Genomic DNA, 17,387 nt, shown 5'->3' with positions numbered 1-17,387 from the left:
AACCACGTCAGCTTCGTCTTGCCGTAGGTATGATTACTGACTTTGTCAGTCTTATCTACAACCTCAAAGCAGTGCTTTGAGCAACCTACGGCTCGCTTCCTAGTTTGCTCTTTGATTTTCATTGAGTATTATTTTATCTATCCTTGTTAAAAGAAAGAATATTTATTATGAATTTGGATCATCGAGACTGCGACCGTGTAATCCTTTTTCACGTTGTACTTGGCGTAGTTTTTCTGGTGTAACGTCGTTTCCTTCTTCGTCCACAATTTTGATTCCTTCGACATGGTGACGAACAGTGCGACGATAACCTTCGATGTACTCCTCACGTAGTTTGGCTTGTTCCACTTTTTCAGCTGGCGTTAAGCCTTCTGTTTTTTTCTTTTTAGCAAGCTCATTGATACGAGCAATTTTTTTCGGATCCATTTCTTCTCCTTTGTGATAAGATACAGTCCGTTTGACTGAGTTTATTTAGTATTGATTTGGTTAAAACGAGCAAGCTTAGCTGCTTTTTGAGTTAAATGAGATAAGATAGCCAAACGATTTTGACGGACTGCCTCATCTTCAGCCATAACCATAGTATTCTCAAAGAAAGCATCAATAATTGGGCTAAGCTCAAAGAGCTGTTTCAATTGCTGACTGGCAGTCCCTGACAAAACGAGTGATTCTACTGCTTCTGCCAAGGCTTTCTCTTCTTCATTCTCAAAGAGAGCTGAATCAACTGTAGCAACTCCTTCTACCTTCTCAGCCAAATTAAAGGCACGAGAAAGCGATTCAACAGATGATTTGAAGTCTTCTTCCTTGCTTGCTTCTACAAGAGCACTTGCTGCTTCCAGCATCTCTGCCACAACAAAGTTTGATCCTGCAAGAACTGCTTCCTTGATATCTTTTGGAGTTGAACCCATCATTTTATCAACACGAGCCTTGATAAAGTCCATAACTTCTGCTTTATTTTCATAAGTCAAGCTGTCGAATTTCAAAGCATAAAGGCTATCAATCAACTCATCCATAGCAATGTGCCAACCAAAGGCATCCAAAATACGAACTACACCTTGAGTTGCACGACGAAGGGCATAAGGGTCGTTAGAACCTGATGGAATCAAGCCTACTGAGAAGAAACTCAAAATCGTATCCAATTTGTCTGCAATAGCTAGAACTGCGCCGACCTTGCTCTCTGGGAGTTCTCCTTCAGCTGATGTAGGCATGTAGTGTTCACGAATAGCAGCTGCAACTGCTGGAGTTTCCCCAGCAAGAAGAGCATATTTTTCACCCATAATTCCTTGTAATTCATCAAACTCACCAACCATCCCTGTCAACAAGTCAAACTTGTAAATAGTAGCTGCACGGGCTAGGTCAATCGTTTCATCAGCTGACAAACCAGCTTTTTCTGCCAGGAGAATAGCAATCTGACCCGTACGAATCATGTGTTCACGAAGGGAACCAATCTTTTCGTGGAAAGTCACATTATTTAATTTTTCAACAAGGTCAGAAATCACCAATTTTTGGTCTTCACGCCAGAAGAATTCACCGTCTTCCAAGCGTGCTACCAAAACTTTTTCATTTCCTTTGATGACATTTTCCAAATGCTCTGCATTTCCGTTACGGACAGAAATGAAGTTTGGCAAGAGCTTGCCATCTTGATCGCGAACAACAAAGTAACGTTGGTGTTCTTTCATTGAAGTCACCAAAACTTCTTCTGGAACTTCAAGGTATTTGGCATCAAAACTTCCCATAAAGGCAGTTGGGTATTCAACCAAGTTCAAGACTTCATTAAGCAAATCAGCATCAATTTCGATGCGTACACCATGTTCAGCTTCGATTGCTTTGATTTGGTCAACAATCATTTGCTCACGTTCACGTGGATCTGCGATTACAAATTGTGCACGAAGATCTTCTTCATAGCTCAATGCTGACTGAATCTTAGTTTCTTGTCCCAAGAAACGATGACCACGGCTCACACGACCGCCCTTGATATCAAGGAAATCCAAATCAAACTCTTGATCATCTAAAAGAACAGTCAAAGTGTGAACAGGGCGGATGTATTCAAAGCTATTTCCAGCCCAGTGCATGCTGACAGGGAAAGTCAGTGACTTCAAGACATCCACGACACCTGGAACAATGGCTTCAACTGCTTGACCAATTTCTTCCTTAGTGACATAGACATATTCTTCACCCTTGATTTCACGGAATTCGATATCTTCAACAGTCAAGCCTTTTCCACGGACAAATCCTTGAGCTGCTTTGGTGAAGTTTCCATCACTATCCAAGGCAATTTTCTTTGCTGGACCCTTGAAATCTTCTGTCAAATCAGACTGTTTGTCTGCAAGACCAGTCACGCGAACAGCCAAACGACGTGGTGTTGAGAAGGTCTGAATAGTTTCAAAAGACAGGCGGTTTTCCTTGAGGAAGGCTGCCATTTTTTCGCCTAGTTGTTTTTCACTTGGTGTGACAACATAGGCTGGTAATTCTTCAAGACCGAGTTCTACTAATAAGTTTTTTGTCATGTTTTTTCTCCGAAAAATATCTTTTTATTTTCCAGTTTGCCTTATGTGATTGGCACGCAAGCAACCAACTTCGTTGTTTCATTGCTAAAATTGGAGCCAAAAGTCTCCAATTTTGCCTAGTATCCTTAGTTTCACTAAGGATACCTTCATCACTGCGGCAACTGGTTCAGGGCTCACACTGTTCGCCCATTTTCGTAATTTGTCACTTTCTTTATTCCGCGTCTTCTGCTAAGAGTTTAGCTCTTGTTTCTTCATCTAAAAGTGGGTAGCCTAGGCGTTTGCGTTCTGCGACAAAGGTTTTGGCTACGACACGGGCCAAGTTACGGATACGTGCGATATATCCTGCACGCTCTGTTACAGATACGGCACCACGCGCATCAAGCAGGTTAAAGGTATGTGAACATTTGAGAACATAGTCATAGGCAGGGTGAACCAAGCCTTCTTCCAATGCACGACCAGCTTCCTTTTCAAACTTATCAAAGTTTTCCAGCAACATTTCTTGGTCCGAAATTTCAAATGAATATTTTGAATGCTCATACTCAGGCTGGATAAAGATTTCTCCGTATTTTACACCATCGGCCCACTCGATATCATAGACAGAATCTACTTCTTGAATGTAAGAAGCCAAGCGCTCCAAACCATAGGTAACTTCCGCAGTCACAGGGCCAGTTGCCAATCCACCTACTTGTTGGAAGTAAGTGAACTGAGTGATTTCCATACCATCAAGCCAAACTTCCCAACCAAGACCAGCTGATCCAGTCGATGGATTTTCCCAGTTATCCTCAACGAAGCGAATATCGTGTTCCAAAGGATTGATTCCCAATTTTTCCAAAGATTCAAGGTAAAGTTCTTGGATATTTGATGGAGAAGGCTTCATAACCACTTGGAATTGATGGTGTTGGTAAAGACGGTTAGGGTTTTCCCCGTAACGACCGTCAGCAGGACGACGTGATGGCTCTACATACGCTGCATTCCATGGCTCAGGTCCGATAGCACGAAGGAAAGTGTAAGGACTCATTGTCCCCGCACCTTTTTCATTATCATAAGCCTGCATAAGCATACAACCTTGGTCATTCCAAAATTGTTGCAAAGTCAAAATAATTTCTTGAAATGTTAATTTCTTAGACATTGAATACTCCTTAATAAAAATGATTTCTTGCGACACGAGTCTGCCTCGTCGATTATACGAGGCAAGACGAGTTAGTACTGCGTCTAGCTCAGCACCCTAGTGCTGAGCGTGGGGCAGTCCGACTGTAAGGAGGTTTCTGCCACTGAGGCAGCGGAAAGTCAATTTTTTAGACATTGTTTACTCCTTTAGTTTTTATATTTCTTTTTCAATTAATTTCTGCTGAACAAACCAATTTAACAAGGGAAGAGTTTTATCTGTATTTGCCCATAAATGATAAGAATCGAAGACCGCTTGTACACTACCTAGATTTTCTACCAACTTATCTATTGTCAAAAAACTACGCCAGTATTCGTAAAAAATACTTGCATAGTTCTTATCATAAGTTGAAGAACCAAAATCATTCAATGAATGCCAACCATACTTCTTCTGAAAAAGTTCTACAAGAGATTGATTACAAATTTTTTCCGCTTGAAATTCCTCTTCTGTCAAGAAATACTTGCGACTAATATATTCAACCATCCCCTCTTCGAACCATATATAAGAGTCGTAACCATCAAAATCATCTAAAAAATACTCCGACCAATGAGCTAACTCATGTCCTACAATCTGTAAGAGGAAATTTTCAGATAAAGAATGATAGTGATTTTCTATTGCTTGAGTTTGCTGAGAACACTCGTAGTCCATCAACTGATACAAATACAACTCTTTCCAAACAGCTAAATCAGGCGTCATAACCATTCGTCTATTATTTGTATAGGCTGGAACAGCGCTTTCCCTAATAATCTGTGTAGCAGCATTAAAACTTGACCAAATAACAGCTTGCGGTAAATCACAGACTGCAAGTTCATTCTTTAAAAAAGATTGATAATCTTTCAACTTTTCAGTATTTCTTACTACAAAATTACGAAATGCAGCTAGTTGACTATCGTCTTTTACAAGATAAAGATTTTCCACGTCTCTCCTTTCTTTCACATAATAGACTGAATAAGCGAAAGAACCACGTCCGACAATCCTAGGTTGATTTAACCTAGGGGCGTCAGAAACGCGGTTCCACCCTAATTTATTACTTCATTGTTTTTGAAAATACTACAGAAAGCGCCAGTTCTTTATTTTGTTCTACTTGGCTCCCACTATCCCAAGCTCGCTTGAAGAACACCATAAGACTTTCTTTCCTGCTGACTATTATATCAAAAATTAGAACAATGTACAATTCTTTTTATGATTTTCTAGAAATCCATATCATCAACTCGTGGAGCACCAGACTGAACAGCAATTGTTTTTAAAGTTTCTCTCTCCTCATGACTCAGTTCAATTCCAAAGCAATCAAGATTAGCCTGAATACGAGACGCTGTGACAGATTTCGGAAGCGGTAAAAATCCTTCTGCCAAGCTCCATGCCAAGGCTATCTGAGCAACAGACTTTCCATGATTTGCTGCGATTTCTTGCACTTGCTTGCTATCAAACAGTTCTCCCTGACCAAAAGGGCCCCAAGCTTCCAATAAAATTCCTTTTTCTCTACAGTAAGCTACGACTTCCTCTTGATACACACCTGGCGCCAAACGAACTTGATTGACCGCTGGAAGAATTTTTGCTGTTTCAAGCAAGGCATCCAAATGATGGGGAAGGAAATTACTAACTCCAATAGCACGGATTTTTCCTTCTTGATAGAGGTCTTCCATCGCTCTCCAAACTTCTGAATTTCGGATTTTCCAGTGGTTATTTTCTCTGAGTGGTTTTGGATTTGGCCAATGAATCAAATACAAATCCAAATATTCCAAGCCCAGCTTCTCTAAAGACTCTTCAAAAGCCTGACGAGCTTGCTCATAGCTATGATTTGTATTCCAGAGTTTGCTGGTTACAAAAATTTCCTCACGCGGAACGCCACTATCTTGAATGGCACGACCAACGCTTTCTTCATTTTTATAAATAGCTGCCGTATCGATATGGCGATAGCCTGCCTTTAAAGCCTCTAGTACAGCTTGATAGGCAATCTCTCCATTTTCAGCTTTCCAGGTTCCAAATCCCAGTACTGGAATTGTAACACCATTGTTTAAAGTATAAGATTTCATTATTTTCCCTTTCTATGAGAAGAAAATCCAAAGAGCCAAATTTTCAAGGAAAACTTTTCTCTTTAGATTTTGTGTATTATTGATTGCGGTCGTAATAGAGCTGATGAGCTTTAAGACGAGAGTCTAACAAATCTGGAATTGTCACAAAGTCATAACCCTGACCTTTCAAATAGTCAATGACCTTTGGTAAAGCATTCACTGTTTCAGCATGGATATCATGCATGAGAATAATAGAACCATTCTTGACTTCACGCTGAATTTCTGTCAAAATAGATGCTTCATTTTTACTTTTCCAGTCCAGACTATCTACATCCCACATAATAAAGCTCAAATCGAGGCTATTGCGAATGTCGTCTGTAATGGCTCCATAAGGCGGACGCATAAGTTTAGAGCTAGAACCCAGCACCTTAGTTAGCGCATCCTCAGTATCAGTAATTTGTTTTTTAGCTTCATCAAGCGAAAGTTTTGAAAGAACTGGATGGCTCCAACTATGGTTTCCAATGACATGACCATCTGCTTTCATTCGTTTCAAAATCTCTTCATTGCCAGAAACATTCTTACCTAAAACAAAGAAAGTTGCCTTGATACCATACTTAGAAAGTGTATCTAATGCTTGATTTGTCGTTGTAGGATTTGGTCCATCATCAAAAGTCAAGGCTACTACTTTACGATTTTTCTTTTCATAATAAGCCTTATATAGTTCTGCGTCCTTATCTAATAAATAAGAGGACTGAATAACCTCAAAGAAACTTGATACCGGCAAGGCAATCTCATCTAGATTTTCAACTGACTGACTTGGATAAAGGATAATCTGACTATCCTTGTAATCAAAATTCCATGCAGACAAGTCTTGGTCAGAGAAGCCTTTAACAACTTGATCAATCTTTTCTTGCTCCAATTTCTTATCCTGTAAGAAAGTGGTGATTTCTTTTAACAACTGCTCTTTGGCTTTACTAGGATCTGAAAATAATTGATCAAGTGTAAAAGGTTTACCATCTTCTGTCAAATGTACTTTTGCCAGACTAGTTTTTTCAGTCTCTTCAACTTTTGACGAAGTTAAATCATAGACTTGTTTCATCACACTTCGGTTGACAATCCCTTTTAAAGTCGAATCCTGTTTCTCCGTATAATAAAAAACCAGATTTTCCTTATCCTCTAGATTGTCTTTAATATCCTGTGTCATAATTCCCTTTATAGACGAAATCACTTGCTCCCCTTGGAGAGGATAATAGGCAATTACTTCGGCTTTTCCCTTACGAAAATGATCCTTCTGATTTCCCTCACTCAATTGATCATCTTTCTCTTTTTTGAGCGATTCAATCTTTTGTTCAAAACTTTGTTTTGTGTATATTTTGTATCCAATTATTGAACCAAGGACACAAATACTTACTGAGAAGATAGCTACTAGGGCTATTAGACTCATTCTTACCTTATCGTGATTCTCACGCTTTGCTCTACTTTTATCCATAGAACCATCATATCAAATTCAGGCTATAATTTCAATGATTTGGGAGGAAATAGTATATTAAAAAAGAGGGGAAGTCCCCCTCTCAAGATTTTATTTGACTGCTTCTTTCAAAGCGTCTACCTTGTCCAAACGTTCCCATGGAAGGTCAATATCTGTACGTCCCATGTGTCCATAAGCTGCTGTTTGACGGTAAATTGGACGTTTAAGATCCAACATTTGGATAATTCCTGCAGGACGAAGATCAAAGATTTGACGCGCTGCTTTTTCAAGCTTGCTTTCAGCTATTGTTCCTGTACCAAAGGTATCGATACGAACAGAAACAGGCTGCGCAACACCGATGGCATAGGCCAATTGCACTTCTGCTTTCTTAGCAAGACCTGCTGCAACGATGTTCTTGGCAATATAGCGAGCCGCATATGACGCAGAACGGTCCACCTTAGTCGCATCTTTACCAGAGAAGGCACCACCACCGTGACGAGAGTAGCCACCATAAGTATCTACGATAATCTTACGACCAGTCAAACCTGAGTCCCCTTGAGGTCCACCGATTACAAAACGACCAGTAGGATTGATGAAGAATTTTGTTTGCTCATCCAAGTAAGAGGCTGGAATAACCTCTTTGATAACCTTATTAATGACATCATTGTGAATTTGTTCGTTGCTAACTTCTGGATCGTGCTGAGTTGAAATAACAACTGTGTCCACACGTACTGGACGGTCATTTTCATCATACTCAACCGTAACTTGTGATTTAGCATCTGGGCGAAGATAGCTAATTTCCCCAGACTTACGAAGTTCTGCCAGACGACGAACCAATTTATGACTGAGTGAAATTGGCAAAGGCATGAGCTCTTCTGTTTCATCCACTGCAAAGCCAAACATGAGCCCTTGGTCTCCAGCACCAATTAAGTCCAGCGGATCTTGGTCTGCATTTCCACGAACCTCCAAGGCTTCGTTAACACCTTGGGCAATGTCAGGAGATTGTTCCACCAAAGATGGATGTACTCCTACAGTCTCAGCAGAAAAACCATATTCTGTATTAGTGTAGCCAATCTCTGCAATGGTATCACGAACCACACGGTTAATATCCACATAAGCATTTGTAGATATTTCACCAAAAACATGGACGGAACCAGTATATACAGCTGTCTCAGCAGCAACGTGCGCCTCTGGATCTTTAGCTAAAATAGCATCCAAAATCGCATCTGAAATTTGGTCTGCAATCTTATCTGGATGCCCCTCAGATACAGATTCAGACGTGAATAATTTACGTTCTGACATAAAAATGTCCCCCCTTAAAAATAGTGTTATAGAGTTACAAAGTACTGATAGGTATTTCTATAGTCTAAGAGTTACGACGCGAAAGAAATAAAAACGATAATTTTTTATTTCTGAAGCTAGTAAGGCGCATAGGGTGACCGCATTATAGCGGCAACCGTAGAATGACGAACGACTTTGGAGCCATCATTCTTTGCGAATTGCGACGCGAAAGAAAAAATAGAAATTTCTACCATCTTATCGGGACTATATAACTTTACCATTATACCATTTTTAAACGCAATTTGCAGTCTATAATGTAGTGTTTCTGTATAGATAGTTCGTTCTCATAAATAAAAAAAGTTGGAGCTCAGTACTCCAACTTTTTCTATTAAAATGTTTGGCGTTTTGCTTTACGCTCTGCACGACCGCGAGCACGATTTTCAGCGCGCTTGGTTTTGCGGCGCTTTTCATCAACCGCCCATTGAATTTTCTTCTTATAACCTGGTTTGACTTTTTTCTTTTTCTTTTTAACCAAACCAATCATTTCGATATCAAGCTTATCCTGCTTCTTTTCACGGTTTGCACGACGATCACGGTCATAGGTATCTTGGAATTCTCCATCTTTTACCATCTTCGGAGTAAATTTAATTCCTAATTTCTCCAACTCACGGATATCCGAGTCATCGCTTGGCTGATAAAGGGTAATAGCTGTACCTGGTAGGCCATTTCGTCCAGTACGACCAACACGGTGAACAAAGAAGGACAAATCTTGCGGAATAGCATCATTGATGACATGGCTGACACCTTCAATGTCAATTCCACGCGCTGCCAAATCTGTTGCGACAATATACTCAAAATCCAGATTTTTCACCTGGTTCATGATACGTTTGCGCTCACGAGGGGCAATACCCCCATGGATTTTTGCCACCTTCAAGCCTTGAGCAGTCAGATATGAATACAATTCATCAGCACGCGTTTTAGTGTTAACAAAAATCATTGCCAAATACGGTTGCATCAACTGAGTCAACTGGTAAATTTGAGCATTCTTATCTCGACCCTTGGTCGAAATCAACCAATTATCAATGGTATCAGAAATGACCGTTTTGGTCTTGATTTTCTCCATAACAGGATTAGATAAGTATTTTTTCAAGAATGGTTGCAGTTTTTGTGGAATAGTAGCTGAGAAGACCATGAATTGTAGGTCTTTTGGAAGGCTTCCAGCAATCTTATCAACAGTTGCCAAGAATCCCATATCCAAGGTCATGTCTGCTTCATCGACCACAAAGGTCTTAGCCTTGTGAATAGCTAGGTCACCAGACTTAACTAAGTCATAAATACGACCTGGCGTACCGATAACAATATGAGGCTGGTTACTTGCCAATTTGTCAATCTGGCGAGCCTTATCTGTCCCTCCCACATAATTAACCACACGAACTTCTACTTCTGAGTGAGTAGCAATCTGACGGGCTGCTTTGTAAATTTGAGTAGCTAATTCACGGCTCGGTGCAGTAATGACTGCTTGAACACTATCGCTGGCTTCATCTAATTGCTGGAAAATCGGCAATAGAAAAGTGTGAGTCTTACCCGAACCTGTTTTTGATTCACCGACTAGGTCACGACCTGCCAAAACAATAGGAATCAACTTGTCTTGCACCTCTGTTGGAGTTGTAAATTTCAACTCCTCCAAGGCTTCTCTAATATAGTTTTTAAATTGAAATTTCGTAAATGACATAATATCCTCGATTCTATCTATCTTACCAATTATACCATATTTTATTCCATTTCAGTAGTCTCACTCATAGAGCTTACTTTCAGTAGTTCATCTAATCAAAAAAAAGGCTGGAATTTGTGAATCCCAACCTCTTTTTAGTCCTTATTTCCAGTTTAAAATAGCATTCAAGCCATAGTGATCACTAACTTGCGGACTATTGTTGCCATCAAATACGACATGTAAATTTTCCACCGCTAACTCTTTGGTAGTAAAAACATAGTCGATTCGAAGGGGTTCTGTGTTCCCCTTCCAGCCATCAATTTCTGGTGGAACAGTATAGCTACCACTTTTCTCTTGAGCAACTTCAAATGCGTCTTGTAAGCCTAATGGACTAGCTAAAATAGCTTGGTAACCTTCCTGACCAGCTGGGTTGTTGAAATCTCCAGCAAGCAAAAGTGGCTTGTTCAATTCTTTCAAGACAGCTTCAAATCGCGCCCATTCTTCTTGGAAACCTTTATCCCACCAAGAAAGATGGACACTTGCAACTGCAAGCTCCTTACCATCAACTACAGTTTCAGCCAAGGCAACACGACGAGTATGATAGTCTGTTGGATCATCCACATCTGAAATCAAAATTTCTCTTGCTTCAATATGTGTTTTAGACAAGATAGCCACACCTTCATGGTAGCGGTCATAACCAATATGGTTATAGGCCCAAGTCCAGTAGTAATCTTTCCCTTGCTCTGACAACTTTTCAACCAAAAGTCTAACATAATGGTCTTGGTGAATAGGCTCAGCTGCTGGCAAAGCTTGATAAAGGTCATTAACCTCCACCTCTGGCGAAGTAATCTCCTGATTGATTTCTTGGAAACATATCAAATCATAGTCCTTTTCAAGAATATCCTGAAGCAAAATCTGGAATTTTTCCTCTGCTTCTTTTTCCATCCAACTGTGAGTATTGAGTGTTAAAAATTTCATTCTTTTCTCCCAAAATAAGAGGTTGGAATACAGCTTCCAACCTCAAGTATATTACAATTCTACTTTAGCAACTGCTGATTTAGCTGCAAGAGAACCTGTTTTTTCTAATTTAACTGATTTAATTGCATCACCATTTGTGAAGACAACTACTGTTGAAGTTTCACGACCTGCTGCACGGATAGCATCCAAGTCAGCTGTGACAAGGAGATCTCCTGCTGCAACTTTTTGTCCTTCAGCAACATGAACTGTAAATGGTTTTCCTTCAAGACTTACTGTGTCCAAACCAATGTGAACCAATACTTCAAGACCTGCTTCAGTCACAAGACCAAGAGCATGTTTTGTAGGGAAGATGCTTGATACAGTACCTGAAACTGGAGATACAATGTTTCCATTTGCAGGTTCTACAGCAAATCCGTCGCCCATCATTTTTTGAGCAAATACTGGATCTTTAACTTGTTCCAAGGCAACAACTTGACCGTCTGCTACTGAGTAAACTTCCTCAGTAAGACCTTTGAAGTGAACAGTGTTTTGTTGCGCTTCTGTCATTTGACTTGGAAGAGTTTCAGGAATGATTTCACCTGAATCAAGGATATCTTGGATATCAGATTTCAATACGTCTGCTTTTGGACCGTAGATAGCTTGAACTCCTTGTCCTTTCATGACAAGACCCATAGCTCCTTCTGCTTTCCATTGTTCTGCATCACCGACTTTGTCAGCGTCTTTTACAGTTACACGAAGACGAGTCATACATGCATCAACATCAACGATGTTTGCACGTCCACCAAGAAGGTTGATAATGTTTACAGCTTGAGAACCTGCAGCAACTTTTACTTCACCGCTAGCTTCTTCTGAACCTTCAGCAGTTTCGTAGTTACCGTTACGTCCTGGAGTGGCGTAGTTGAATTTTTGAATCATGAAGTTTGCGATAAAGTACATGATTACAGCAAAGAGAACAGTTACCCAAATGAAGTTAACGATATCCATACCGATACCAGCGCTAATCGCGATAGGTGTACGAGTCAAGAACTCGATTGAACCGAATGAGTGCATACGTAGGTTTACAACGTCAGCCATTGCAAAGGCAGCACCTTGAACAAGTGAGTAAACAAGATACATAGGTGTTGCGATGAACATGAACATGTATTCGATTGGTTCAGTAACCCCTGTCAAGAATGTTGCAAGAGCTGTTGCAATCATCATACCTTTGTATTTGTGTTTCTTATCAGCATCAACATTACGGTAGATAGCCACAATCACACCCATCAAGATACCGAATGAACCGATCATTTGTCCAACTTTGAAACGAGCTGGATGGACTGTATCTAACAAGTGTTGGTATTGAGTAGCATCAGTACCTTTAAGGTTTACAAGGTCTGTTACCCATGCAAGCCATAGTGGGTCTTGACCAAATACTTGGCTACCTTTTGCTGCACCAGTTAAGACTTCATAAGTACCACCAAGAGCTGTGTAGTTCATTGGGATAGTCAACATGTGGTGAAGACCAAATGGCAAGAGCAAGCGTTCCAATGTACCATACAAGAATGGTGCAAGGATTGGAGCAGTTTCTTGTGAGTTAGCAATCCAGATACCAAAGCTATTGATACCAGTTTGCACAAGTGGCCAGAAAGCTGAAAGTACGATTGCAGCGATTACTGAACGAAGAATAACTACAAACGGTACAAAACGTTTTCCGTTAAAGAATGAAAGTGCATCAGGAAGCTTACGGAAGTTGTAGTATTTGTTGTAAGCAGTTGCTCCAATAAAACCTGAGATAATCCCTACGAACACACCCATGTTAAGTGCTGGGGCTTCCATAACACTAATGAAGTAATCAGCAACTTTGATTGATCCACCAAAGAGAGTTGTTACCATAGCATCTGGATTTTTCAACATATCGCCTGATACGCCAAAGATTGTACCAGTGATACGGTTAATCAAGATGAAGGCAAGACCAGCGGCGAAAGCACCACCAGCACGTTCTTTAGCCCAGCTACCTCCAATGGCTAGGGCGAACAAGATATGAAGGTTAACGATAACCCCCCAACCGATTTGCTCTAGTACACCACCAGTAATAACGAGTGGAGCAAAGTTAGGGTTGATCATCACAAGCGACTTACCGATTGAAATCATCAAACCAGCAGCCGGCATAACGGCGATAACCACCATCAAAGCCTTACCGAATTTTTGCCAAAACTCGAAAGACAAGACATTTTTGAATGTATCTTTCATCATTCAAATCTCCTTTATTTTTATTTAGGCAAACGTTTTACGAAAACGTTTGCACTTTCTACAATTCAATTATACCACTTTTTTTTTTTTTGTAAAGGCTTTTATTAAAAAAAGGAGACTTTTTTCTAAAATTTTTGTAGTAAAAAAGGAGATAGTAAAATCTCCTCAAATATACATCTATTAAAATTTAGACTTTTAAGAATCGGCGCATAGAAATTCCCGATCCCAATGAACCAATGAAAATTCCAATCACAAATAATAAGGCAATCATCAGTGGACTGAATACTTCTGGTGATATCATTGAAAGGTTCTGACCAACTAATGACTTATTAACCGATTGGTAAACCATTTTATAGACAATAAATACCAAAACTGATGGAAGTGTTGCTCCAAGCAAACCGATGAAGGCACCTTCAAGCAAGAAAGGCCCGCGGATATAGCCATTCTTAGCACCTACTAAACGCATGATTTGAATTTCACGGCTTCGTGAAATGATGGTGATACGTATAGTATTAGAAATCAAGAACACCGCAATGAAAATCAATAATCCAGCGATAACTAGTCCCCAGACACGAATAAATGAGGCTAACTTAAACAAGCGTTCTGTATTAGCACCACCATCTTGAACTTCTGATACACCTTCGATTTTTTTAGCCTCTTCTGCTACTGTCTTTACATCACTTGGTGTATTTGTATCAACGATATATGCATCATAGAGAGGATTGGCATCGCCTTCAAAGATTTTCCAGTTGTCCCCCATCGTTTCTGTCAACTTTTCATATTGTTCTTCTTTACTTGAAAACGTAACACTTTTAACGGTTGACATACCTTTTAAAGCATCATATACCTTATGGTAGTCGTTATTTGTAACAGTTTGACCTTCTTTTTCAATAGTCTCACTATTATCAGCTACGTCCTTACGAATGTATACCATTACTCGGACATTATTTTCGATATCTGTAGCTAGTTTAGCCGTATTAAAGATAACAGATGCAAATATTGCAACCAAGGTCAAAGTAATCATAACTGAACTGACAGCAGCTACTGTCATCCAGCCATTTCGTTTCAAACTTTTTAATGATTCAAATAAATGACGAAAAAATCTACTAATCATCGTATCCATATTCTCCTTTAGCTTCGTCACGAACGACACGGCCATTTTCAATGGCAATGACACGGTGGCGCAAGGTATTTACAATCTGACTGTTGTGGGTAGCCATCAAGACAGTTGTACCTTGGAGATTGATGCGTTCCAGCAAGTTCATAATTTCCCATGAATTATCTGGGTCCAAGTTTCCTGTTGGTTCGTCCGCAATCAATACTTTGGGATTATTTACAATAGCACGCGCTATCGCAATACGCTGTTGTTCTCCCCCTGAAAGTTCATTTGGGAAAGAACGAACCTTATGCTTCAATCCAACCAAGTCTAAAACTTCCATAACCCGTTTTTTGATATTACGGCGACTTTCTCCAATTACCTCCATTGCATAGGCAATATTTTCATAAACGGTTTTCTTTGGTAACAGTTTATAATCTTGGAAGACAACACCAACACTACGACGTAGGAGAGGGACATCTTTCTTTTTTATTTTAACTAGATTAAAACCAGCAACAGATAAGCTTCCTTTTTCGATTTTTACTTCGCGATACAAAGAACGAATAAAGGTTGATTTCCCAGCTCCTGACGGACCTACGATATAGGCAAATTCTCCTGGTTGAATGCTGACCGAAACACCACGTAGGGCAGTCGTTCCGTTGTCGTATTTTTTGACGACATCTCTCATTTCAATGATTGACATGTGAGTTCCTTTCTATCTTAGCTGATTCGCCACTTGAGATAAGCATCGATAAAACCATCTAGGTCTCCATCCATAACCTTATCTACCTGCGCAACTTCAAAACTAGTTCGATGATCTTTTACCATAGTATAAGGCGTGAAAACATATGAACGGATTTGGCTTCCCCATGTGATTTCCTTTTTCTCACCCTTGAGGGAATCAACTTCCGCAGCTTTCTTTTCTTGCTCCATTTGATAGAGCTTAGCCTGCAACATCTTCATGGCACGATCTCTATTTCCATACTGGGTACGATCGACCGTTGACTGGACAACAGTCCCAGTAGGAATATGTGTTAAACGCACACCTGTTGAAACTTTATTGACGTTTTGTCCACCAGCTCCACCTGAACGAAAGGTATCCATCTTGATATCATCTTCACGGATTTCCACTTCAATGGTATCATCCAATTCTGGCATTACTTCTACAGATGTGAAAGAGGTATGGCGACGTTTAGCAGAGTCAAATGGTGAAATTCGCACCAAGCGGTGAACACCCATTTCTGATTTGAGAAGACCATAGGCATTAGGTCCTTCAAATGATAAGGTTACTGACTTGATACCAGCTTCATCTCCTGCTTGGTAATCTAATACTTCCACTTTAAAACCTTTAGCATTTCCATAGCGAGTATACATACGAAGCAACATATCACCCCAGTCCTGAGCCTCAGTACCACCGGATCCTGGATGGATTTCCAAAATCGCATTATTATGGTCATAAGGTTCTGACAAGAGCAAGGTCATCTCGTAACTGGTCATCATCTTATCAAGTTCGGATAACTGCGTTACCAATTCTTCATGAACCGACTCATCTTCAGCTAAAAAGTCTAATAAAATTTCGACTTCATCCTGCAACTCTTCCATTTTGTGGAAGGTGTTGTATGTGTTTTTTAATTCATTTAATTCTTGCGACGTTTTTTGGGCCGCGATATTATCGTTCCAAAAATCAGGTTCTGTCATCTTGTTTTCCAAGATGGCAATCTCTTCCTCTAGACCTTCGAGGTCAAAGAGACCCCCTGAAAGAAGCTAATTTTTCACGATTTGCGTCAATTTTCTGACGAATTTCTGAAATGTCCATAAATACTCCTTTTTTACATCATTTCATTATAGCATATTTTATCATTTCTTTCCATCTTTTGCTCTAATCCCTTATTAAACATAAAAAGAAGCCTTTCGGCTTCCCTTCTTATAAAACTTTCGCAGAAGTACGACTAATCTCTTCCACTTGAATATTTTCAGCTTCAAATTTTTGCTTTAATGCTATCAAATCAACTGAACCATCAATTTGAACTTCGATAATCACCTTACCATCTTTACGCGGAATATTGACTGTATGGGAGATATTTAAATTTTCTTCAACGATTAGAGAAACAATCTTACCAAGAACGCCAACTTCGTTTTCCGTAACAAAGCGCACACGAATTCCTTCCTCACCATAACCAGCAATTTCAAGAAAGGCTTGGAAAACGTCACGGTCCGTAATAACCCCATAGACTTGATGGTTATCTACTACAGGAAGAATACCAATCTTATTTTTCAACATCAGATAAGTTGCATCCTCTAGACTCGCATAGCCTGAAACAGTGACAACATCGCGAATCATGACATCTTTTACTTTTGTCTTATTTAGAAGATAATTCATCTCATAGATAGAAAGACTTGTTGCCTTGGATGGACTAGCTTGGGCAATGGTTCCCTCAGTAACCAAACCAACCAATTGATCATTTTCGATAACAGGCAAGCGGTGTAATCCTTGCTCTCTCATCAAATCTGCTGCATGAGATACTGTTGTATCTGGACTAATATACACTACCTTGCGGGTCATAAAATCTTTAACTGCCATGAGACTTCTCCTTTTCTATTCTTATCCCTATTATACAATCTTTTTGTAAATCTATCAAACGCTTACATTTCTTTTTCAAAATTCAGAAAAGTATGAATAAGCTAGTAAAAAGAGCTCTAAAATCGAGCTCTGTGAATGAAAGTAAGATATCTTTCATTCGATTTTTTCAATTATTAGAAATCAACCTTTTAATGTAGATAAAGACTGCTTTACAATCTATATCTGTCAACTAAAAATGTCCCCTGGACTATAATGATGATTGCTTCGCAATCTCCATCTGCCGACTAAAAAGGTCCCCCGGACTATTAATGATGATTACTTCGTAATCTTCATCCACCGACTAAAACAATCCACTGGATTTGATA

General features: G+C 39.7%; 14 protein-coding genes. All 14 read right to left on the bottom strand.

The window, feature by feature from the left end:
- Nucleotides 1-165: 165 nt before the first annotated feature.
- Entirely contained in the window at nucleotides 166-423 is a 258-nt protein-coding gene (locus N8O43_RS04010) for a DUF896 family protein (RefSeq protein ID WP_261089508.1), read from the bottom strand.
- 41 nt (nucleotides 424-464) lie between these two features.
- Nucleotides 465-2,501, bottom strand: coding sequence for a glycine--tRNA ligase subunit beta (glyS, locus tag N8O43_RS04005; RefSeq protein ID WP_261089507.1), 2,037 nt, complete (start codon nucleotides 2,499-2,501; stop codon nucleotides 465-467).
- A 211-nt stretch (nucleotides 2,502-2,712) separates the two neighbouring features.
- The gene (gene glyQ / locus N8O43_RS04000) at nucleotides 2,713-3,630 is read right to left on the bottom strand and encodes a glycine--tRNA ligase subunit alpha (RefSeq protein WP_000038736.1); all 918 of its coding nucleotides are present in this window, start codon (nucleotides 3,628-3,630) and stop codon (nucleotides 2,713-2,715) included.
- 192 nt (nucleotides 3,631-3,822) lie between these two features.
- Nucleotides 3,823-4,584, bottom strand: coding sequence for an elongation factor Tu (locus N8O43_RS03995; RefSeq protein ID WP_045611929.1), 762 nt, complete (start codon nucleotides 4,582-4,584; stop codon nucleotides 3,823-3,825).
- 272 nt (nucleotides 4,585-4,856) lie between these two features.
- Entirely contained in the window at nucleotides 4,857-5,699 is an 843-nt protein-coding gene (locus N8O43_RS03990) for an aldo/keto reductase (protein WP_084923418.1), read from the bottom strand.
- Between the two features lie 76 nt (nucleotides 5,700-5,775).
- Nucleotides 5,776-7,167, bottom strand: coding sequence for a peptidoglycan-N-acetylglucosamine deacetylase PgdA (pgdA, locus tag N8O43_RS03985; RefSeq protein WP_084923417.1), 1,392 nt, complete (start codon nucleotides 7,165-7,167; stop codon nucleotides 5,776-5,778).
- A gap of 90 nt (nucleotides 7,168-7,257) precedes the next feature.
- The gene (metK, locus tag N8O43_RS03980; RefSeq protein WP_084923416.1) at nucleotides 7,258-8,448 is read right to left on the bottom strand and encodes a methionine adenosyltransferase; all 1,191 of its coding nucleotides are present in this window, start codon (nucleotides 8,446-8,448) and stop codon (nucleotides 7,258-7,260) included.
- A 367-nt stretch (nucleotides 8,449-8,815) separates the two neighbouring features.
- Nucleotides 8,816-10,159, bottom strand: coding sequence for a DEAD/DEAH box helicase (locus tag N8O43_RS03975; RefSeq protein WP_084923415.1), 1,344 nt, complete (start codon nucleotides 10,157-10,159; stop codon nucleotides 8,816-8,818).
- 141 nt (nucleotides 10,160-10,300) lie between these two features.
- Nucleotides 10,301-11,116, bottom strand: a complete 816-nt coding sequence (locus N8O43_RS03970) for an endonuclease/exonuclease/phosphatase family protein (RefSeq protein ID WP_084923414.1) — start codon at nucleotides 11,114-11,116, stop codon at nucleotides 10,301-10,303.
- A 51-nt stretch (nucleotides 11,117-11,167) separates the two neighbouring features.
- Nucleotides 11,168-13,348 carry a PTS transporter subunit IIBC gene (locus N8O43_RS03965; RefSeq protein WP_261089504.1) on the bottom strand — a complete coding sequence of 727 codons (2,181 nt, stop codon included), beginning with the start codon at nucleotides 13,346-13,348 and terminating at the stop codon, nucleotides 11,168-11,170.
- Nucleotides 13,349-13,532: 184 nt separating this feature from the next.
- A complete protein-coding gene (gene ftsX / locus N8O43_RS03960; protein WP_049544408.1) occupies nucleotides 13,533-14,459 on the bottom strand; it encodes a permease-like cell division protein FtsX in 927 nt (308 codons plus the stop codon).
- Nucleotides 14,452-15,144, bottom strand: coding sequence for a cell division ATP-binding protein FtsE (ftsE, locus tag N8O43_RS03955; protein WP_000022260.1), 693 nt, complete (start codon nucleotides 15,142-15,144; stop codon nucleotides 14,452-14,454). The genes ftsX and ftsE overlap by 8 nt, the downstream gene beginning before the upstream one ends.
- A gap of 17 nt (nucleotides 15,145-15,161) precedes the next feature.
- Nucleotides 15,162-16,257, bottom strand: a protein-coding gene (prfB, locus tag N8O43_RS03950) for a peptide chain release factor 2 (protein ID WP_142359004.1) whose coding sequence is annotated in 2 segments (ribosomal slippage) — nucleotides 15,162-16,184 and nucleotides 16,186-16,257 — 1,095 coding nt in all. Because the reading frame shifts where the segments join, the coding sequence is not laid out codon by codon here.
- A gap of 108 nt (nucleotides 16,258-16,365) precedes the next feature.
- Entirely contained in the window at nucleotides 16,366-17,022 is a 657-nt protein-coding gene (locus N8O43_RS03945) for a CBS domain-containing protein (protein ID WP_084886845.1), read from the bottom strand.
- Nucleotides 17,023-17,387: the final 365 nt, after the last annotated feature.

Source organism: Streptococcus mitis, assembly GCF_946190335.1.
Taxonomy (GTDB): domain Bacteria; phylum Bacillota; class Bacilli; order Lactobacillales; family Streptococcaceae; genus Streptococcus; species Streptococcus mitis_CH.
The sequence above is the reverse complement of the archived record's forward strand: the minus strand, read 5'-3'. Positions and strand labels throughout refer to the sequence as shown.